Here is a 19,172-nt window from a genome sequence, read left to right on the forward strand (position 1 = left end):
TCACAGCAGGTCGGCGACCGGCGTCAGGTGCCGGCCGGCTTCGTGCCAGGCCCAGTAGGTCTCGCGGATGCGCCGCGACACCGGCCCCGGCCGGTCGTTCGACAGGATCCGGCCGTCGATCCGCGCCGCCGGCATCACCCCGCCGGCGGTGGTCGAGGTGAAGATCTCGTCGGCCTCCAGCAGGTCGGCGCGGGTCATCGGACCGATCCGGACCGGCAGGCCGAGCTCCGCGCAGATGTCGAACACGGTCTGCCGGGTCACCCCCTCCAGGGCGCCGCGGTCCGGCGACAGCACGGTGCCGTCGCGCACCGCGAACACGTTGAAGCCGGGCCCTTCGGTCACGTAGCCGTCGGGGTCCAGCAGCACGGCGTTGTCGGCGCCGGCGGCCTCGGCCTCGAACATCGCCCGCACCAGGTCGCCCCAGTGGTAGTTCTTCACCGTCGGGTCGACGCTCTCCGACGGGATCCGGGGCGTTCCGGCGACGATCAGGTGGGCCCCGCGCTCCTGCACGTCGACCGGGATCACGTCGATCCACGGGATCGCGTAGGCGATGTAGCGGTTGGTCATCAGGCTCGGCTGCCGCGGCATGCCGGGCAGGGGGACGCCGCGGGTCGTCACCATCGCGACATAGGCGTCGTCGAGGCCGGCGCGCCGGACGCACTCGGCCAGGATCCGGGCCTGCCCGCGGCTGTCGTAGGGGATGCTCATGTGCAGGGCGGCCATCGAGCGCGCGAACCGTGCCAGGTGGTCGTCGAGCCGGAAGAACGCGCCGTGCCAGACATGCACCACGTCGTAGGTGACGTCCGACTTGGTGAAGCCCCAGTCCAGCACCGAGACCGAGGCCTGGCCGATCGGCACGTACTCGCCGCCGACGAAGGCGGCGCCGGCCGCGAACGGATTGGATTCGGTCATGGGGAACCTCTCGAGGGTGGAGCGGGCCGGATCGCGCGACGTTCGCATGCCGGCGTCGGGCCGCCAACCGGTGCCGGATAGCGAACGGGGCCGCCCGATGGGCGGCCCCGCTGCCGTTTCAGACCGGCCGGCGCGCGGTCACTTCAGCTCGATGCCCAGCCCCTTGTACAGGCCGGCACCGTAGATGCCGTGCGCCGGGATCGGCTTAAGGCGCGGGCCGGCGGCCACGAACATCGGCTCGTGGACGATCGGGATCCACACCGCGGCGTCGTGCACCTGCTTCTGGATCTTGGCGTAGGCGGCGAAGCGGTCCTCGGCGGTCAGCGCGCCGCGGCCTTCCTTCAGCCACTGGTCGGTGTCGTCGCGCGCCCAGTTGACCCGGTTCGGAGTCGGCCGGTTCTCGGACGGGAAGTACAGGTTCATGGCGTCGCCGGCCGAGACGTACGGGTACGACATGGTGAACATGTCGAAGTCCTGGGTCTTCAGCTTGCCCCAGATCACCGTGGCGTCGAACACCTGGATCTCCAGTTCGGCGCCGACCTTGCGCATGTCGCCCTGCATCGCCTCCATGATCTGCTGCCAGATATTGGTGAAGCTGTAGGCGAGCAGGTGGAGCTTCTTGCCGTCCTTGTAGCGGAAGCCGTCGTCGCCGAGCTTCCAGCCGGCCTCGTCCAGCATCGCCTTGGCCTTCTCCGGATCGTGGCCGAAGATCGACTGGTCGACGCCCTGGGCGTTGTAGTCGAGCACGTTCGGGTGGATGTAGGAGTAGGCCGGCTCGGCCTTGCCGAAGAACGGCCCCTCGGCGATCGCCTTCTGGTCGACCGCCAGGTTCAGGGCCTTGCGGACCGCGATGTCGTCGGCGATCTCGCGGGTGATCTTGAAGCCGACGAAGTAGGTCCAGAAGTAGTTCGGCGCCTTGGTGACCGAGACCTGCGGATTGGCCTCGAGCTGGTCGACCGCCCAGTACGGGATGTACTGGGTGGCGTCACCCTGGTTGGCCTGGATGCCGGCGACCCGGTTGTTGTCCTCCGGCACGATCTTCCAGATCACCTTGTCGACCTTGGCCGGCCCGGAGGTGCCGTAGAACGCCGGCCCCCACTTGTAGGCCTCGTGTTTCTTCAGAACGAGCTCGTTGCGCGGCTCCCAGGACTCGAAGCAGAACGGGCCGGTGCCGTCGAAGCCCTTGACGCCGAAGTCGTCGCCGAGCGCCTTTACCTGGTCGATGTTGATGATCGTGTGGAAGTGCTGGGTCATCTGGTACAGCAGTTCGGAGTACGGCTGCGTCAGCTCGTATTCGACCGTGTAGTCGTCGACCGCGCGGACCTCCTTGACGTCGCCGGCGCGGTTCTTGACCACGCCCTTGGTCTCCGGGTCGAGCCAGCGCTCGATCGAGGCCTTCACGTCCCTGGCGGTGAACTTCTTGCCGCTGCAGAACGTGACGTCGTCGCGCAGCTTGAAGGTGTACAGCTTGCCGTCGTCGGACACCGTCCAGGACTTGGCGAGCAGCGGGTGGACGGTCTTCAGGTCGGGGTCCAGGGCCACCAGGGTGTCGCCGACCATGAACAGCGCCTCGGCGGTCGAGCGCGCGGTCGATTTGTGCGGGTCGTAGCGGTCGGTGTCGATCGTCCGCATCACCGTCACGGACGTCTCCGCGACCGCCGGGGCGGCCCCCACGAGCACGGTTGCCGGGAGCAGGGCGGCAAGCGCCAGCGCCCCCATCGTCACGGCCGGTCTCGATGTCCTCATCGCTTCACCCTCCTTGTTGATCCGTTGGCCTCGTTGGACCGTTGGCATTCCCGGGCCCCGCACCCCTCACTGGCGGAGCCGCGGGTCGAGCACGTCGCGCAGCGCGTCGCCGAGCACGTTGAAGGCGAGCACGATCATGAAGATCGCCACGCTCGGGATCGTCGAGACGTGCGGCGCGAAGAACAGGAAGTTGCGGCCGTCGGCCGCCATGGTGCCGAGCTCGGCGGTCGGCGGCTGGGCGCCGAGGCCGATGAAGCTGAGCGCGGCGCCGAGCAGGATGGTCTGGCCGAGCTGCAGAGTCAGGTAGACGAAGATCGTCGACGCGCAGTTCGGCAGCAGGTGCCGGAACATGATGCGCATGTCGCTCATGCCGATCGCCCGGCAGGCCGAGATGAACTCCTGCTGCATCACCACCAGCGCCGCCCCGCGGGTGATGCGGGCGATCGACGGCACTGCGGCGACCGTCAGCGCGATGGTGATCGAGGTGGTCCCGGCCCCCAGCACGGCGGCGATCGCCAGGCCGAACAGGATCGAGGGGAACGACAGCAGCACGTCGACCACCCGCATGATCGGCCCTTCCATCGCGCGGAAGTATGCGGCGAGCAGCCCGAGAATCGCCCCGATGGAGCCGCCGGCCAGCACGGCGAGCAGGCCCATCGACAGGGTCGTGCGGATGCCGAACAGCAGCCGGCTGACCATGTCGCGGCCCTGGCCGTCATTGCCGAGCCAGTGCGCCTCGCTCGGCGGCTTCAGCATCATGCGCAGGTTGTTGTCATACGGGTCGTAGGGCGCGATCCAGGGCGCCAGGACGCCGAGCGCGACGACCAGCACCAGGAAGCCGGTGGCCAGCATGGCGGCCTTGTCGCGACGCAGCTTCCGCCAGATCGTCGGCCGCTTCAGGCGCTCGGTCGGGGCGTCGTCCGGCAGGATGGCGGCGGGGGTGGCTGACAGCTCGGTCATCGTGCGCGCACCCGCGGATCCAGGAAGGCGTACAGCACGTCGACCACCAGGTTGACCAGGAGGAAGGAGAGGGCGAGCACCAGGATCGCGCCCTGGGCCAGCGCGTAGTCGGCCGACACGATGGCGCCGACCGCCAGCCGGCCGACGCCGGGCCAGGCGAACATGGTCTCGGTGACCACCGCGCCGCCGAGCAGGAAGCCGATCTGCAGGCCGATCAGCGTGACCACCGGGATCAGCGAGTTGCGCAGCGCGTGGCCGACCACCACCCGGCGCTCGGACACGCCCTTGGCGCGGGCGGTCCGCACGAAGTCGCTGCCCAGCACCTCCAGCAGCGAGGTCCGGGTCATGCGCGCCACCGGGCCGATGAAGACCCCGCCGAGGGTGAGCGCCGGCAGCACGATGTGGTTCAGCCCGTCGAGCGTCCACAGCGGCCCGCCGCGGCCCTGGAACGGGAACAGCTTCCAGTGGAAACCGGCGTACTGGATCAGCATCAGGCCGAACCAGAAGATCGGCATCGACACCCCGGCGACCGAGACCGCCATGATGATGCGGTCCGAGAGCTTGCCGCGCCGCACCGCCGCCAGCGTGCCGAGCAGGATGCCGAGCGGGACCGCCCAGATCAGGCTGGCCACCATCAGCTCGACGGTCGGCCCGACGGTGTTGCCGAGCTCGGTGGCGACCGCGGTGTTGGAGATCATCGACCGGCCGAGGTCGCCCTGCAGGACCCGGCCGAGATAGATGCCGAACTGCACGATGACCGGCTCGTTGAGGCCCATGGCCTCGCGGATCGCCTCGATCTCCTGATGGGTGGCGGTCGGCCCGGCCATCACCGTCGCCGGGTCGGTCGGGACCACCTGCAGCAGCAGGAATCCGACCAGCAGGACGCCGATCAGCACCGGCACCGAGATCAGCAGGCGGTGGGCGATATGTTGTAGCACGGCGACGAGGACCCTGACGCCAGAAGGAAGGACGACCGTCGTTGGCATGGCAACGGTCGTGCCAACCGTGACACGAGTCGAGCGTGCGCGCCAAGTGTCGGAAATCGGCGCGATGCTAGGCTCATGCTATGGAACAGTCCGGCGGCTCGATTCCGCAAATGCGAACGAATTAATCAGATTGGTGCCTGATTGATCACCTGCGGGCAGGGTCGGTGAGCCCGTCAGGGGTGCAGCTTGAGGTCCTTGAGCGCCTTGTCCACGTCCCGCCGTTCGCCCAGCACGGCGAGCCCGGCGAGATCGAGGCCGTCGGTCGGCAGGGCCGCGACCACGGCGCGGTTGTCGGCGTCGTTGCCGGTCCTGAACATGCCGTCGGTGTAGACCGCCAGCGCGAGGTTGCGGTCGAGCGCCCGGCGATGGGCCTTCGTCAGGGCCCGGGCGTCGCCGGCCAGGACCACCACCGGCTGGCCGAAGATCGCGAGGTATTCGACCCCGTCGGCGTCGCGATACGGCTCGCCGATGACGCCGGGCGCGGCCGCCGCGATCCCGCTCGCCAGGAAGGCGGTGACGTTCAGCTTCTGCCAGGTCGCGAGATCGGCCCTGACGGCGATGGCGATCTTGGTGTCGAACGACATGGTCTGCTCCGGCGCCGGTGTGTCCTGAGACCACAGCTAGCAGATCCCCGGTCAGCCGGATTGGACGCTCGTGCAGATGGCCGTGCAGGCGGCCTGGAACTGACCGGGCGTGATGCCGTAGCTGGCCTTGAACCGGCGGATCAGGTGGCTCTGGTCGACGAAGCCGACCGCCGCCGCGACCTCGGCCGCCGGCTGGCCGGCCCGCAGCAGCTCGCGCGCGACCTCGAGGCGCCGGCGGGTCAGCCAGGCGTGCGGCGGCAGCCCGTAGGAGGCGGCGAAGGCGCGGCTGACCTGGAAGCGGCTGCGCCCGGCTTCGGCCGCCAGCTCCTCGAGCCGGAAGTCGCGGTCGTAGTGGGCGTGCAGAAGGTCGCGGATGCGGGCGACCGCGGCGTCCCGCGAAGTCCTCCCGGCCGGGGCCGCGGAGCGTCCGTGGCGCCGGGCCAGCGGCAGCAGGGCGTCGGCCAGCGCATGGTCGACCGCGAGCCGGCTGGCACCCGGGTCGCTCACCGCCCGGCACAGGCGGACCAGTCCGCGCGCGGTCGCGGGATCGGCGATCAGGGTATCGGCGAAGAACGGCGGATCCGCGGGTCCGCCGGCGGCATCGACCAGCAGGCTCCGCCACAGTTCGGCGTCCGGGTACAGCATCCAGTAGCCGAACCCCTCGTCGCCGGCGGCCTCGCCGTCGTGCGCCTCGTCCGGGTTCATGGCGATGACGGTGCCGGGGGTGCTGACGTGCCGGCGGCCGCGATGGCTGAAGCCCTGCCGGCCGTGCAGGGTGACGCCGATGGCGTAGGTGCCGTGGGCGTGGCGGTCGTAGGCGTGGCCGCCGAACCGGCCGTTCAACACTTCGAGGCCGGTCCCGGGGTGCCGCCAGAATCGGACCTCGTCGTGGACTGTACGGGTCATCGCGGCCTCCGACGGTGACCGGGCTACTCGCGGCGCAGGATCTTGTTGACCAGGATGCCGGCCAGCCAGTTCTCCCGGAACGCCGCGTTCAGGGCCTTTGGATCGTACTCGGTCGCGATCCACTCTCGAAAGCCGATGCCGGATTTGGCCTCGGCCGCCAGGTAGCTCTCGTAGAAGAAGTCGATCACCCCGGTCTTGGCCTGGCGGATGTGGCCGTAACGCCAGGACAGCTGGTCCATCGCCCGGCGCAGCGGCACGCCGCGGCGCTGCCACAGGTACAGCGTCGCCATGAAGCCGGTGCGGTCGGCGCCCGACTTGCAGTGCATGACCAGCGGCAGCTCCAGCCCGTCCCACAGGTCCAGGGCGGCCAGGACGGTCTCGCGGTCCAGGCACGAGCGCGAGCGGATCGGGAAGTCGATCAGGGTCAGGCCGAGCCGGGCACAGGCCTCGCGCTCCAGCCGGTAGGCGCCGCACTCGACCCGCGGGCCGCGCAGGTTGAGGATGGTCTTGACGCCCTCGGCGGCGAACCGCTCCAGGTGATGCGGGGCCGGCTGGGCGGCCCGCCACACGCCGTCGGTCACCTTGTGGCGGTGGACGTAGAAGTGTCGCAGGAAGCCGTGGTCGACGAACAGCAGGTTCAGCCAGGCGCGGCGGCGCTCGTCGGGCGTCATCGGCGGGGCCGGGGCGGCGTGGTGGGGAAGGTCGGTCATCGGCGTCCGGGGCAGGCGGCGGTCAGCAGGGTTTCGAGGGCCGCGTCCACGGCGTCGACGGGTATCGCATCCATTTCGGTGCCGCCGAAGTCCTGCGCCCTCACGATCGTCCCGCGGCTGACGAACGGCGCGAACTTCGCCGGCGGGGTCGGGCCGAACAGCGACAGCAGCGGAATGTCGGCGGCCGCCAGCATATGGCCGCCGCCGCTGTCGTTGGCAACCGCCGCGTCGAGCCGGCCGGCGACCGCGATGGTCAGCAGCGGCGATCCCGCCATCGCACCGGCCCGCGGATCCTGCAGCGGCAGCAGCGCCTGCGGCAGGGCGGTGCGGACCGCGTCGACCCATTCCGCCTCGCCGGGACCGAGCAGGAACACCGGGGTGCGGCCGCGGTCGGCAGCCCGCCGCCCGAGTTCGAGGAAGCGGTCGAGCGGCCAGCACTTGCGGCGGCCGCCGGCGCCCGGGGCGAGGCCCACGAAGGACCGTCCGTCGCCGAGGAGGGTTTCAGCCAGTGCTTCAGCGGCGGGGTCGATCGCGCGGGTCACCGTCGGGTCGGCTTGCCGGCCGGTGGCGATCTCCAGCAGGTCGAGCATCTGCCGGATCATCGCCGCCGGCCGCCGGTGGCCGCGCGGCGGTCGGCGGTCGGACAGCCAGTAGTCGGCGGCGCCCGACACGAACAGCCGGTGCGGGATCCGCCGCAGCAGCAGAGTGGTCTTGACCCGGCGCTGGGTGTCGACGACCAGGTCGAAGCGCTGCCCGGCGAGCGCGGTGCCGGCGAGCGGCGGACGCAGCAGCTCGTCCCAGCCCTGGCCGACACCGGCGTCGTCGACCACCTCGTCGATCAGCCCGTCGACCAGCGGCGCCAGTACGCCGCCGTAGGTGCTGTGGCCCTTGCCGGCGAGCCAGACGATGCGCGCGTCGGGGCAGGCGTTGCGCAGCGCCCGCACGAACGGCAGCTTCATCAGCCCGTCGCCGACCAGGTCGAGGCCGACATAGACCAGCACGCTCTCCGGCGCCTCGCGCGCGCCGGTCACGCCGAGGGCTCCGGATCGACCGGCAAGGCCGCCAGCCGCAGCAGCACGATCGTCACGCCGATCAGGCCGAGCCAGGTCTCCTGCCACAGGCCGAACGACAGCATGCCGATCACCAGCAGCGCCGACGCGGTGGTCAGCGCGATCGCCTGTGCAGCCTTGTTCAGCCGTGAGATTGCGACTGCCCCCAGCCCCAGCAGGACGAGGCCGGCGGCGATCCCGATCGCCCCGAACTCGACCCAGACCTGCAGGGCTGCGTTGTGGGCATGGGTCGACGGCGCCTTGTGGAAGCGGTAGCGGGCGCGCTGCTCGGCGGTCAGCGGCAGGTGTTTGACGGAACCGAGCCCGTGGCCGAGCCAGGGGGCGGTCCTCACCTCGCCGGCCGCATGGTCCCAGATCTCCAGCCGGTCGGTGAACGACAGCGGCATGCGGATCTCGTTGCGGGTCGCGACCTGATAGGCGGTGGCCAGGATCGGCGGTGCGGCGACGACGAAGACCAGCGCCAATACGCCGCCGGCGACCAGGACGGGCCGCGGCCAGAGGCGTGCCGCGAGGTACACCGGAACCGCGACGGCGCCCGCCACCCAGGCCGCCGCCGACTGGCCGGCCAGGACCGGGGCGGCGCCCAGCAGGACCGCCAGGACCGCCGGACCGCGCCCGACCCGGCGGGCCAGCAGGCCGGCCAGCGGGATAGCCAGCAGCAGCAGGGCCACTGCCGGGCGGTTGTTGCGGGCCGGATCGACGGTCACGCCCGACGGAATGCCGTCGGACAGGCGGTGCAACGGCGAGTCGAAGGTCAGCTCGATCATCAGGAACGCCGACCCGAGAGCCAGCCCGGCCAGTGCCCACAGGGCCGCGCGGTTCAGACGCGCGGTCCGGACGAGGCCGGTCCATCCGGCGGAGGCGAGCCAGAGCATCAGCGCCAGCATGCCGAGTTTGAGGAGTGTCTCCGCCGATCCACCGTCGCCGAGCGCGGGCGGCAGGTGGAAGACCGCGACATAGCTGGCGAAGGCGGCGAACAGCAGGGCGACCGGCGGCCACGGCCGGGCGGACCGACGGTCCTGCCACAGCGCCACCGCCAGCAGCGCCACGGCCAGGGCGATGGCGATCGGGGCCATCGCCTGCTTGGAGACGGCGGCGACGGCCGGAAACAGGAACAGCCCGGCGGACAGGACGCCGGTCGCCAATGCGCCGGCGTGTCGGCGGCCGGGTTCCTCGGGTACTGCATCAACCGGCGTGATGGCGGACCTCCCCGGCGACCGCGCGGAAGGCGCATGGCTCCGCGGGCGTCCGGCCAACAATCTGTGGCGCCATCGGACGTTCGGCACTAGGTTGAGCGGGCGGTACCCACTAACACAGCGCCTACGCGCTGGAAAGCGCGTCACGGACCGTATGGCCAAGCTCGCAAGACCCGATACCGGATGCCGCGGCGGCAGGTCGCCGGCATCGCCCGAGAGCCGATGAGCGCCCGCAAGCCCGAGAAGTCCCGGATCCCGATCGACGACCAGCGCAGCCTGCCGCTGATCCGCCGGCTGTGGCGGGAGTTCGTACGGCCCTATGCCGTCTGGCTGGTCGGCGCGGCGGTGGCGTCGGCGGTGGTGGCGGCGGCGACCGCCGGCACGGCTTGGTTGCTGGACCCGGTGGTCAACAAGGTGTTCGTCGACCGCGACCGCGACATGCTGTGGCTGATCGGCTGCGCCGTGCTGGCGATCTTCGCGGTCAAGTCGACCGCCGCCTACCTGCAGGAGGCGGTGCTGGCGTTCGTCGGGCAGCGCATCGTCGCCGACGTGCAGGACCGGCTGTTCCGGCACCTGCTGGACCAGGACGTGGCGCTGTTCCAGAGCCGGCAGACCGGCACCCTGGTCTCGCACTTCACCTTCGACGTCCAGGCGCTGCGGCAGGCGGTGTCGACCGCCCTGGTCGGGCTCGGCCGCGACGGCCTGTCGATCGTGTTCCTGGCCGGGGTGATGGTCTACCAGGACTGGCTGCTGTCCCTGATCGCGCTCGTCGTGGCGCCGATCACCGTGGCGCCGATCCAGAGGCTCGGCAAGCGCATGCGCCGGGTTTCGGGCGAGTCGCAGGAGCGCATGGGCGAGCTGACGACCCTGCTCGGCCAGGCGTTCCACGGCATCCGGGTGATCAAGGCCTACGGCATGGAGGAGGCCGAGCGCCGGCGTGTCGGCGCGGTGATCGAGGCGATGTTCCGGCTGGCGTTCCGGCAGGGCCGGGTGCGCGCCGCCGTGCAGCCGATCATCGACGTGTTCGGCGGCGTCGCGGTCGCCGGCGTGATCGTCTACGGCGGCCTGCGGGTGATGGACGGGGTCACCACGCCGGGCGCGTTCTTCTCGTTCATCGCGGCGGTGCTGATGGCCTACCAGCCGCTGCGCGGCCTGGGCAAGGTCAACACCACCCTGCAGGAGGGGCTGGCCTCGGCCGACCGGCTGTTCGCCCTGCTCGACCGGCAGTCGTCGATCGCCGACGCGCCGGGCGCGGTCGCGTTGGAACGCGCCCCGGCCGCTGTCGCGTTCGATGGCGTGAGCTTCAGCTATCCCGACGGCACCGAGGCGCTGGCCGGGCTCGACATGAAGGCGCCGGCCGGCAAGGTGACCGCCCTGGTCGGCCCGTCCGGCGCCGGTAAGAGCACCGTTCTGCAACTCATTCCGCGGTTCTACGACGTCCAGCAGGGAACCGTGAAGGTGGCCGGCCGCGACGTCCGCGAGCTGACCGTGAAGAGCCTGCGCGCCGCTATCGCGGTGGTCAGCCAGGAGGTCGTGCTGTTCGACGACACGGTCGCCGAGAACATCCGCTACGGCCGGCCGGACGCCAGCGACGACGAGGTTCGCGCCGCGGCCGAGGCGGCGGCCGCCCACGGCTTTATTTCGGAGATGCCGGACGGCTACGCCACCCGGGTCGGCGAGCACGGCCTGAAGCTGTCGGGCGGGCAGCGCCAGCGCATCGCGATCGCCCGGGCGATCCTGAAGGACGCGCCGATCCTGCTGCTCGACGAGGCGACCAGCGCGCTCGACACCGAGTCGGAGCGCCAGATCCAGGCGGCGCTCGCCCGCCTGATGGTCGGCCGCACCACCATCGTGATCGCACACCGGCTGTCGACGGTGCACGGCGCCGACGTCATCCACGCGTTCGAGCGCGGCCGGGTGGTCGAGTCCGGCACCCATGCCGAGCTGCTGGCCCGCAGCGGTCTGTACGCCCGGCTGCACGCCCTGCAGTTCCGTGAGGACGAGCGGCCGGCGGCCGCGGCGGCGGTCGGGTGAGGCGGGGAGAGGGGGCGTGACGCGGCTTCTTCACCTCGTCAGCGTCCTCCTGCTCGGCCTGCTCGCCGGCTTCTTCTACGCCTACAGCAACAGCGTGATGTGGGGCCTGGACGACTCGGCGCCCGAGGCGGCCATCGCCGCCATGCAAGGCATCAACCGGGTGGTCCGCAACCCGCTGTTCGCCGCTTCGTTCTTCGGGGCGCCGCTGGCGACCACCGTGGCGGCGGCATTCCTCTGGCGCCGGGCCGGTGCCGCGGCCGGCTTGGTCGCCGTCCTGGCGTTGGCGCTCTGCCTCCTCGCGGTCGGGATCACCGCGGTCGTGAATGTCCCGATGAACGAGGCGCTGGCGGCGTTGGATCCCGCGGCGGTCGATCCGGCCCAGGCGTGGTCTGACTACTCGGAGCGCTGGACGTTCTGGAACCACGTGCGGTTCGCCGCCTCGCTCCTGGCGTTCGCGCTCATGACGATACTGGCGCTGCGTCCGGGGCGCTGACCGCCGGCTTCTCCCGCCAGCGGCGGTGCACCCAGAACCACTGCTCGGGGCGATCGCGCACCCAGGCCTCGATGTGGTCGTTGGCGGCCTGGACCATGGCGGCGACGTCGGCCGTCCGGTCGCCGGTGGACGCGACCTCCAGCGGCGGGTCGACGGTGACCCGGAATCGCGGCCCGCCCAGGCGCTCGAACCGGATCGGCACCACCGGCAGCCCGAACCGCATGGCGAGCTGGGCGAACGCCGGGGTGGTCATGGCCGGACGGCCGAAGAACCGCGCCTCGATGCCCTCGTTCATCTTCTGGTCGATCAGGATGCCGAGCGAGCGGCCGGCCTTGATCGCCGCCATCGCCCGCCGGCCGCCCTCGGCGCCCTTCGGGATCAGCCGGCCCTCGGGATCGACCCGGCGCCGGGCCATCAGGCGGTCCACCCAGGGGTTGTTCGGAGCCCGGTAGATGTAGTCCGCGGTGAAGCCGGAGCGCAGTGCGATGGCCGGCGCGATCTCCCAGTTCGCCAGGTGGGCACCGATGAACATCACCGACTTGCCGGCGTCGTGCAGCGCCTGGATGACCTCGGTGCCCGCGACCTCGACCGCGTCCGGGTTGGCGAGCAGGGTGCGCAGATGCGGGAACTCGCCGATGTTGCGGCCGAGATTGTCCCACATGCCGTCCAGGATGCCGGCGATCTCGCCGGCGGTCTTGTCGGGGAACGCCCGTTCGAGATTGCTGCGCGCCACCCGGTGGGCGCGCAGCAGCGGACCGACGCGCCGCAGCAGCCAGCCGCCGACGGCCGAGCTGGCGGCCGGCGGCAGCAGGCCGAACAGCGAATAGAAGCCGAGGACGACGGCGGCTTCGAGCGGCTGGACGACGCGGGCGAGGAGGCGGCTCATGCCGTGGGTATTGTTCCTCGCGCCGCGCCTGTCCAGCCCTTTGGTCGGTTCAGGCGGTGGCGGGCGTCAGGCGGGCCAGCGGCTTCTCGTCGATGGCGACGTGGATGCCGGCGGCCACCAGGCCGAGCGCCACCCCGGCCCACCACACGCCGTCGTAGGAGCCGACGGTGTCGTACAGGTAGCCGCCGAGCCAGACCCCCAGGAAGCTGCCGAGCTGGTGGCTGAGGAACACCACGCCGAACAGGGTCGCCATGTAGCGGACCCCGAACACCTGCGCGACGATGCCGGTGGTCAGCGGCACGGTCGACAGCCACAGCAGCCCCATCGCCCCGGCGAACAGGTAGATCGTCAGGTCGGTCTTCGGTGCCAGCAGCAGGCCGACGATCGCGACCGAGCGCAGGAAGTAGATCCAGGCGAGCCCGGTCTTCTTGCTGAAGCGCTGGCCGAACATGCCGGAACCGAACGAGCCGGCGATGTTGAAGAACCCGACCAGCGCCAGGGCGGTGGCGCCGACCGCCGGGTCGAGGCCGAGGTCGGTGACGTAGGCCGGGAAGTGCACCGTGATGAACGCGACGTGGAAGCCGCACACGAAGAACCCGACCGTCAGCAGGACGTAGCCGCGGTGGCCGCTGGCCTCCCGCAGGGCCTGCATCAGGCTCTGGTTCTGCATCGTCTCGCCCTTCGGCGCCTGGACGTTCGGCAGCACGAAGGCCAGCGGAATCACCAGCAGTGCCGACAGCGCCAGATAGCCGAGCGCCGGCTCCCAGCCGAACTGGTGGATGAAGGCCTGGCCGAGCGGCGAGAACACCACCTGGCCGAACGAGCCCGACGCGGTCCCGAGGCCGAGCGCGAGCGAGCGGCGCTCCGGCCCGACCACCTTGGCCATCGCCGCCATCGCCAGCGAGAACGCGGTGAACGCCACGCCGAGGCCGGTCAGGACACCGCCGAACAGGTGCAGCTCGAACGCCGTGCCGGCGTGGGCGAAGCCCCAGACGCCGACCGCGTAGACCACGGCGCCGGCGGCCAGCACCCGGGACGGGCCGTAGCGATCGGCGATCATGCCGGCGATCGGGACGCCGACGCCCCACAGCAGGTTCTGGATCGCCATCGCCAGGCCGAAAGTGCTGCGGTCCCAGCCGTGCGCGACCGTCATCGGCTCCAGGAACAGCCCGAACACCGAGCGGATACCGAAGCCGACCATGGCGATCAGGCAGCCCGCCAGGATCACCACCAGGGGCGTGCGCCAGCCGTAGTCGGCGGGAGCGGGATGGGGGGACGCGGTGCTGGACATGGAAGCCTCGTGACTGGGCCGCTGGCACATCGCCGACGGATGGGATATCATACGTGCAGTTACACTGGTGTAGCTGCACGCAAGAGTCAATCATGGCCGAACCGACCGATGGCACCGGATCCGGTGCCGATACGGCATCAATCGTCGCAGAGATGCGCTGCACCGGCGCCGCGCTCCGACGGGCGACGCGACGGGTCTGCCAGTTCTACGACGACGCGCTGCGCTCGACCGGCCTCAAGCTGACCCAATACTCCGTCCTGAGCACCCTGTCCCAGGTCGAACAGCCCTCGATTACGGACCTCGCCGACCGGCTGATGATGGACCGGACCACGCTGACCCGGAACCTCGGGCCGCTGCAGAAGGCCGGCTGGGTCCGGCTCGGGCGCGGCGGCGACGCCCGGGCCCGGGTCGTCGAACTGACCCCCGAGGGTCGCCGGATGCTCGAGCGGGCCAGACCGGTCTGGCGGGAGGCGGAGCTGACGGTCCGCGACCGGCTGGGAACCGACGGCGGCGAAGCGCTGCGCCGCCTGCTGGCCGACGCCTCGGCGGTGTTCGGCGACGCGTAGCGGGGCGACGGTCGGCAGGGCGAGACGGCCGGCAGGGCGAGACGGCCGGCAGGGCGAGACGGCCGGCACCGGGTCTGCTATGTCGAAGCCGACAACCTGCAACGACCCGACGACCGGAGGCGGTCCATGGACCAGGACAAGCTGCGCGCCCTGAGGGAGAAGTACGGTCAGGCCCCGGAGGGCACGATCTTCGACCCGGAGTTCGCCGAGGTCGGCCGACGGATCTTCAAGGCCGGCCGGCGGCCGTGGCCGTTCGCCGGGGTATCGACCTTCCTGGACGCCCCACACCGGCCCTTGAAGGACGATGCGCTGGACCTGGACGGCCTGGACTACGCGCTGATCGGCGTGCCGATGGACCTCGGGGTCACCAACCGGGCAGGCTCGCGCCTGGGTCCGCGGGCGGTCCGGGCGATCGAGCGGGTCGGGCCGTACGAGCATCAGCTGAAGATCGCGCCGTTGGCCGACTGCGCGGTCGCCGACGTCGGCGACGTGATGATGCGCAGCCGCTACGACCTGGTGAGCTGCCATGCCGACATCGAAGCCTGCTTCGAGCGCGTCCGCGCCGCCGGCGTGGTGCCGCTGGCGATCGGCGGCGACCACTCGATCTCGCTGCCGATCCTGAAGGCGCTCGGGCGCGGCCGGCCGCTGGGGCTGGTCCACATCGATGCCCACTGCGACACCAGCGGGCCGTACGAGGGCGCCAAGTTCCACCATGGCGGGCCGTTCCGGCAGGCGGTGCTGGAGGGGGTGCTCGATCCCGAGCGCACCATCCAGATCGGCATCCGCGGCGCCGCCGAATACCTCTGGGAGTTCTCCTACGAGTCGGGCATGACCGTGGTGCACGCCGAGGACGTGCTGAAGCTCGGGCCGGCAGCGGTGGCGGAGAAGGCGCGGGCGGTGGTCGGCGACCAGCCGTTCTACGTGTCGTTCGACGTCGACAGCCTGGACCCGGCGTTCGCGCCCGGCACCGGCACACCGGAGATCGGCGGCATGACCTCGCTGGAGGCGCTCGAGATCCTGCGCGGCCTGGCCGGGCTGCCGATGGTCGGCGGCGACGTGGTCGAGGTGGCGCCGCAGTACGACACCAGCTCGAACACCGCCCATGCGGCGGCGCAGGTCCTGTTCACGATCTTCTGCCTGGCGCGGCTCGCCGAGCCGGCGCGCGAGGCGGCGGGCTGGTTACCGGCGATCAGCCCGGCATCAGTGTGATCACCAGATCGGCCCACTCGGAATCGAGCGGCTCCTGGCAGTGCGGTTGCCCGGCGCGGTTGTACCAGTAGGCGGCGTTCGACTCGTCGCCCTCGACGCGGTGCAGGTGGGCGTGCACCCAGGCGGCCTCCTTGCTACCGTCGGACATCACGGCCTCGTGCGCGGCCTGCCAGTCGCCGCGGCCCTGGTGCCAGAGGGCGGCGAGGGCGGGCGAGGCGCCTTCCGGCGGTGCCTCTCCGGCAAGGGAGCGGCGGAATTTGTCCAGGGGCATGGTCGGCGTCTCCTGTGTTGAGACATGGGCTTGGATGCCGCGGCTGAAGACTCTAAACCACGCAACGCCGAAGATGAACCGGGCGAGCAGAGAGGCAGGCGAATGAAGGGATCGGCCGAATGATCGAGGATCTGCTCCAGCACAACAAGACCTGGGCCGCGGAGCGGGTCGCCAGCGACCCGGACTACTTCAGGCGGCTGTCGGGGCTGCAGGCGCCGCAGTACCTGTGGATCGGCTGCTCCGACAGCCGGGTGCCGGCCAACGTGATCACCGGCCTGGAGCCCGGCGAGGTGTTCGTGCACCGCAACGTCGCGAACCTGCTGCATCCGAGCGACCTGAACGGGCTGTCGGTGCTGCAGTTCGCGGTCGAGGTCCTGCGGGTCTCTCACATCATCGTCTGCGGCCACTACGGCTGCGGCGGCGTTGCGGCTGCCGTCGACGGTCAGCGCCATGGCCTGATCGACCACTGGCTGCGCCCGATCAAGGACCTGCACGAACGGTTCGAGGCCGACCTGGCGACGCTCCCGGATGCGCGGGCGCGGCTGGCGCGGCTGTGCGAGCTGAACGTCGAGCAGACGGTCATGCGGGTGGTGCAGACGCCGGTGGTGCAGGACGCGTGGCGCAGCGGTCGACTGCTGTCGGTGCACGGCTGGGTCTACGGGCTCGACGACGGGGTGATCCGCGACCTGGGCTGCACGATCGCCAGCAACCACGACGCCCGGCGGTTCCGACGACAGCCGGTCGGCGAGTGAGGCGGGTGGCGGGCGACCGCCGTCAGGCGGGCACCGGCCCGGCGGGGGCGGCCTCGATCGTGGTCGGCGGGGTGTCGCTCAGGAACTTCAGGTTCTCGGCACGTCGGTGCGCGGCTTCGTCGTTGTACAGGAACGGCAGGGTGACGTAGCGGCGGCCCCGCGTCACCGGCAGCGCCTCGTGAAGCAGGGAGCAGGAGAACACCACGGCGCAGCCGGTCGCCGGCTTGTAGGTGTGCCTCGCGTACTCCGGAAACCGGAGGCCGCCGCCCTCGTACTCCTCGCTGTTCAGGTTGAGGCTGACGGCGAAGGCACGGTGGCAGGTCGCCTTGGTCTCGTTGTCCCGGTGGGAGCCGAAGAAGCCTTTGTCGGAGTCCTCGTAGCAAGCGACGATGTAGCGTTCGATCCGCGTGGCGTCGTAGCAGTATGCCTTGCGGATCTCGGGGACGACGCGGCGCACCAGGGCCGCACGGAGAACCATCTGCAGGTCGCGGTCGGCGATATGGATGTCCTTCCGGCGCTTCATCTTGGGATCGAGAAAGCCCTGGGTCCGCCCGTCGATGTCGCGCATGAAGCCGCTCGGAGCGGCGTTGCCGGCTTCGTAGTAGTCGATGAAGCGTCGGCAGACGGCGCGGGGCAGGACGTCCGGAATGATCAGCACCGGGGCCTGCTCCGAGACGAGACGTTCGGATTCGTGCTGCGGCAGCGTGTCCGCGGCGCCCCACAGCCGCGTTGCGAACTCCTCGACCGGCAATGCCGGGATCGTCGCGTGCAGGCGAAGGTTCCGCTCGATCAGGAGCGCGCCGATGCGCAGGACCGAGGTTCCCGGGGCGGCGCCCGAGGGCGTTGCGTCCATTTCGTACAGCCGGGCGATCGCGCGGTCGTGGTCCCAGAACAGGGTGAAATTGCTTGAGAGTTGCTGCAGCACCGGGTCTTCGAGCCCGTAGTTGTCCATGGTCACGACGAAGACCATGATGCGGTTCTGCCTGAGCCGCTCGGCCTGAGCGATCAGGACCTCCGCCAGGGCGCGTCCCGGCCCGCTGCGGACCGTGCCGACGAACGCCAGCAGCAACCGGTGGCCGGACAGAGAGTGGAAGGCGAAGCGGGGATTGATGTTGCTGTTGGCGTAAAAGGTCGGCAGGAAGTCGCCCGGTGCGAAGTGCTGCATGGTGGTCTCAGTTGTTGAGTGTCGCGGCTGCCCGCGAGGCCAGGAGGCGGACATTCGGCTCGGGTAGCGAGCCGACCAGCGCGTACGCCACGTCGCGGTGCCTGCCGAACGACACGGCCAGTCCGTCGTGCGTGGTCACCCGAGGCGCGGCACCGTCGTCGAGCGAGTCGATGGTGGGGGTGTCCAGCGACAGAATGAGCGACAGCCGCCGCGCCTCGGGGTCGGTGTAGTAGAAGACCGCCGCCGGGCCGGTATCCGTGGCCGCGACGTCGACGCGATCGAGCGAGAAGCCCTCGGACGACAGGTCCGGCGGGGTCAGCTTGTGGGCGAACAGCCTCGTCAGGCTCTCGATCACCGATGCCGATGCCTCCCGCGAGAAGGTCGGCGCAACCGAAGCGACACGGTGCACCTCGGCAGCTTCGTCGATGAACGACGACAGGGCGTCGTCCTGCTGGGGGGCCGCCCACGACGCCGCCCCCCAGCCGAGCGCCGCAGCCGCTGCGAGCCCCGCGACCTGCCGCCAGACGGTCAGCGGCGCCGGCAGCAGCTGCGACGACGCCGGGCGCCGATCGCTCGCCCGCAACGCGTTCGCCAGATCGGCACCGTACCGCGCGAGACGGGGGGGAATTTCGCGCGGCTGGAACTGCTCGCTATCCCCCAGTTCGCCGAGGGCATGGTGATCCGCCAGCAGCTGGTCGAGACGACGGCGGAGCCGTGCATCGAGTTCGGCCGCCGCCCGAACCTCCTCCATGCGGTGCGACGGAAGCTCGCCGTCGACGTAGGCGCTCAGTTCCCAGTCCTCAACCTGTCTGGACATCGTGCCCTCCAACGATCCGAAGAGACGCGGTTCCTGCGCCGTCCCCGCGGGTGAGCCGTCGCAACGCCTCGCGGCCGCGGGCCAACCGCGACCGGACCGTGCCGACCGGCAATTGCATCAGGTCGGCGATCTCGTCGGTGGTCATGCCTTCGACCGAGACGAGGACGATCACGCTGCGCTGCTCTACCGGAAGACGATCGAGCGCTGCCAGCACCCGGCGGAGCTCGAGACGGACTTCCTGCTCCGGCTGCGGTTCGAACCCGTCGCCGTTGTCGCAGATGTCCAGCGGCCGACTGCGCCGTTCCGCGGTTCGGGTCCCTGAAACGAAAGTGTTGTGCAGGATGCTGAACAGCCAGTTCCGCAGATCCCCTTCGGGACGGAACTGGTCTGCTCTGGCGATCGCCTTGACCAGCGTGTCCTGGACCAGGTCGTCGGCATCGGCGGCGTTGCGGCACAGAAAGCGAGCGTAGCGCCGCAGCCGCTGCAGGTGCGCTGTCACGTCCAGGCGAGTCATACCCAAGGGCCCCCGGAAAGGAACTTCGGGATGTATACGCGCGGGCGTGGTCCGCTTATCCGCGGGATCCGACGATGATGTCGGATTCTTCCCGGAGCCTGCAG

General features: G+C 70.6%; 20 protein-coding genes. 5 read left to right on the forward strand and 15 right to left on the reverse strand.

Annotated elements, in window-relative coordinates; translation table 11 throughout:
• From IE246_RS06480 to IE246_RS06520, 9 genes are all read right to left on the reverse strand, one after another.
• Positions 1-912, reverse strand: a complete 912-nt coding sequence (locus tag IE246_RS06480; protein WP_189988155.1) for an aminotransferase class IV — start codon at positions 910-912, stop codon at positions 1-3.
• A 138-nt stretch (positions 913-1,050) separates the two neighbouring features.
• On the reverse strand, positions 1,051-2,658 hold the full coding sequence (locus tag IE246_RS06485) for an ABC transporter substrate-binding protein (RefSeq protein ID WP_229836554.1): 1,608 nt from the start codon (positions 2,656-2,658) through the stop codon (positions 1,051-1,053).
• A gap of 66 nt (positions 2,659-2,724) precedes the next feature.
• Complete coding sequence (locus tag IE246_RS06490; protein WP_189988156.1) at positions 2,725-3,618, reverse strand: ABC transporter permease; 894 nt, start codon at positions 3,616-3,618, stop codon at positions 2,725-2,727.
• Positions 3,615-4,556, reverse strand: coding sequence for an ABC transporter permease (locus IE246_RS06495; protein ID WP_189988157.1), 942 nt, complete (start codon positions 4,554-4,556; stop codon positions 3,615-3,617). The genes IE246_RS06490 and IE246_RS06495 overlap by 4 nt, the downstream gene beginning before the upstream one ends.
• Positions 4,557-4,777: 221 nt before the next feature.
• Entirely contained in the window at positions 4,778-5,188 is a 411-nt protein-coding gene (locus IE246_RS06500; RefSeq protein WP_189988158.1) for a DUF2000 domain-containing protein, read from the reverse strand.
• A gap of 51 nt (positions 5,189-5,239) precedes the next feature.
• Positions 5,240-6,094, reverse strand: coding sequence for an AraC family transcriptional regulator (locus tag IE246_RS06505; RefSeq protein WP_189988159.1), 855 nt, complete (start codon positions 6,092-6,094; stop codon positions 5,240-5,242).
• Positions 6,095-6,117: 23 nt separating this feature from the next.
• Positions 6,118-6,804, reverse strand: a complete 687-nt coding sequence (locus IE246_RS06510) for a phosphatase domain-containing putative toxin (RefSeq protein ID WP_189988160.1) — start codon at positions 6,802-6,804, stop codon at positions 6,118-6,120.
• Entirely contained in the window at positions 6,801-7,835 is a 1,035-nt protein-coding gene (locus tag IE246_RS06515) for a glycosyltransferase family 9 protein (protein ID WP_229836557.1), read from the reverse strand. The genes IE246_RS06510 and IE246_RS06515 overlap by 4 nt, the downstream gene beginning before the upstream one ends.
• Positions 7,832-9,019 (reverse strand): O-antigen ligase family protein, encoded by a 1,188-nt coding sequence (locus IE246_RS06520; protein WP_189988161.1) that lies wholly within the window; start codon positions 9,017-9,019, stop codon positions 7,832-7,834. The genes IE246_RS06515 and IE246_RS06520 overlap by 4 nt, the downstream gene beginning before the upstream one ends.
• Positions 9,020-9,292: 273 nt before the next feature.
• Here IE246_RS06520 and IE246_RS06525 point away from each other — a divergent pair, with 273 nt between their 5' ends.
• Both IE246_RS06525 and IE246_RS06530 read left to right on the forward strand, forming a co-directional pair.
• On the forward strand, positions 9,293-11,104 hold the full coding sequence (locus tag IE246_RS06525; protein ID WP_189988162.1) for an ABC transporter ATP-binding protein: 1,812 nt from the start codon (positions 9,293-9,295) through the stop codon (positions 11,102-11,104).
• Between the two features lie 16 nt (positions 11,105-11,120).
• The gene (locus IE246_RS06530; RefSeq protein WP_189988163.1) at positions 11,121-11,597 is read left to right on the forward strand and encodes an anthrone oxygenase family protein; all 477 of its coding nucleotides are present in this window, start codon (positions 11,121-11,123) and stop codon (positions 11,595-11,597) included.
• Here the strand turns inward: IE246_RS06530 and IE246_RS06535 are convergent.
• Together IE246_RS06535 and IE246_RS06540 are read right to left on the reverse strand one after the other, a co-directional pair.
• Positions 11,563-12,483 carry an LpxL/LpxP family acyltransferase gene (locus tag IE246_RS06535; protein ID WP_189988164.1) on the reverse strand — a complete coding sequence of 307 codons (921 nt, stop codon included), beginning with the start codon at positions 12,481-12,483 and terminating at the stop codon, positions 11,563-11,565. The genes IE246_RS06530 and IE246_RS06535 overlap by 35 nt on opposite strands.
• 49 nt (positions 12,484-12,532) lie before the next feature.
• The gene (locus IE246_RS06540; RefSeq protein WP_189988165.1) at positions 12,533-13,774 is read right to left on the reverse strand and encodes an MFS transporter; all 1,242 of its coding nucleotides are present in this window, start codon (positions 13,772-13,774) and stop codon (positions 12,533-12,535) included.
• Between the two features lie 92 nt (positions 13,775-13,866).
• Between IE246_RS06540 and IE246_RS06545 the strand changes: the two genes are divergently transcribed.
• Together IE246_RS06545 and speB are read left to right on the forward strand one after the other, a co-directional pair.
• Complete coding sequence (locus IE246_RS06545) at positions 13,867-14,340, forward strand: MarR family winged helix-turn-helix transcriptional regulator (protein ID WP_189988166.1); 474 nt, start codon at positions 13,867-13,869, stop codon at positions 14,338-14,340.
• Positions 14,341-14,466: 126 nt separating this feature from the next.
• Complete coding sequence (speB, locus tag IE246_RS06550; protein ID WP_189988167.1) at positions 14,467-15,549, forward strand: agmatinase; 1,083 nt, start codon at positions 14,467-14,469, stop codon at positions 15,547-15,549.
• Here the strand turns inward: speB and IE246_RS06555 are convergent.
• Complete coding sequence (locus IE246_RS06555; RefSeq protein ID WP_189988168.1) at positions 15,530-15,820, reverse strand: PDDEXK family nuclease; 291 nt, start codon at positions 15,818-15,820, stop codon at positions 15,530-15,532. The two genes, speB and IE246_RS06555, sit on opposite strands and share 20 nt — an antisense overlap.
• A gap of 119 nt (positions 15,821-15,939) precedes the next feature.
• Between IE246_RS06555 and IE246_RS06560 the strand changes: the two genes are divergently transcribed.
• The gene (locus tag IE246_RS06560; protein WP_189988169.1) at positions 15,940-16,572 is read left to right on the forward strand and encodes a carbonic anhydrase; all 633 of its coding nucleotides are present in this window, start codon (positions 15,940-15,942) and stop codon (positions 16,570-16,572) included.
• 22 nt (positions 16,573-16,594) lie between these two features.
• Here the strand turns inward: IE246_RS06560 and IE246_RS06565 are convergent, their stop codons facing one another.
• Genes IE246_RS06565 through IE246_RS06575 form a run of 3 tightly spaced genes read right to left on the reverse strand, consistent with a single transcriptional unit; the run spans position 16,595 to position 19,068 of the window.
• Positions 16,595-17,737 (reverse strand): 2OG-Fe(II) oxygenase, encoded by a 1,143-nt coding sequence (locus IE246_RS06565; protein ID WP_189988170.1) that lies wholly within the window; start codon positions 17,735-17,737, stop codon positions 16,595-16,597.
• Positions 17,738-17,744: 7 nt separating this feature from the next.
• On the reverse strand, positions 17,745-18,554 hold the full coding sequence (locus IE246_RS06570) for a hypothetical protein (protein ID WP_189988171.1): 810 nt from the start codon (positions 18,552-18,554) through the stop codon (positions 17,745-17,747).
• The gene (locus IE246_RS06575) at positions 18,538-19,068 is read right to left on the reverse strand and encodes an RNA polymerase sigma factor (protein WP_189988172.1); all 531 of its coding nucleotides are present in this window, start codon (positions 19,066-19,068) and stop codon (positions 18,538-18,540) included. The genes IE246_RS06570 and IE246_RS06575 overlap by 17 nt, the downstream gene beginning before the upstream one ends.
• Between the last annotated feature and the right edge of the window lie 104 nt (positions 19,069-19,172).

It is taken from the genome of Thalassobaculum fulvum (assembly GCF_014652915.1).
Taxonomy (GTDB): domain Bacteria; phylum Pseudomonadota; class Alphaproteobacteria; order Thalassobaculales; family Thalassobaculaceae; genus Thalassobaculum_A; species Thalassobaculum_A fulvum.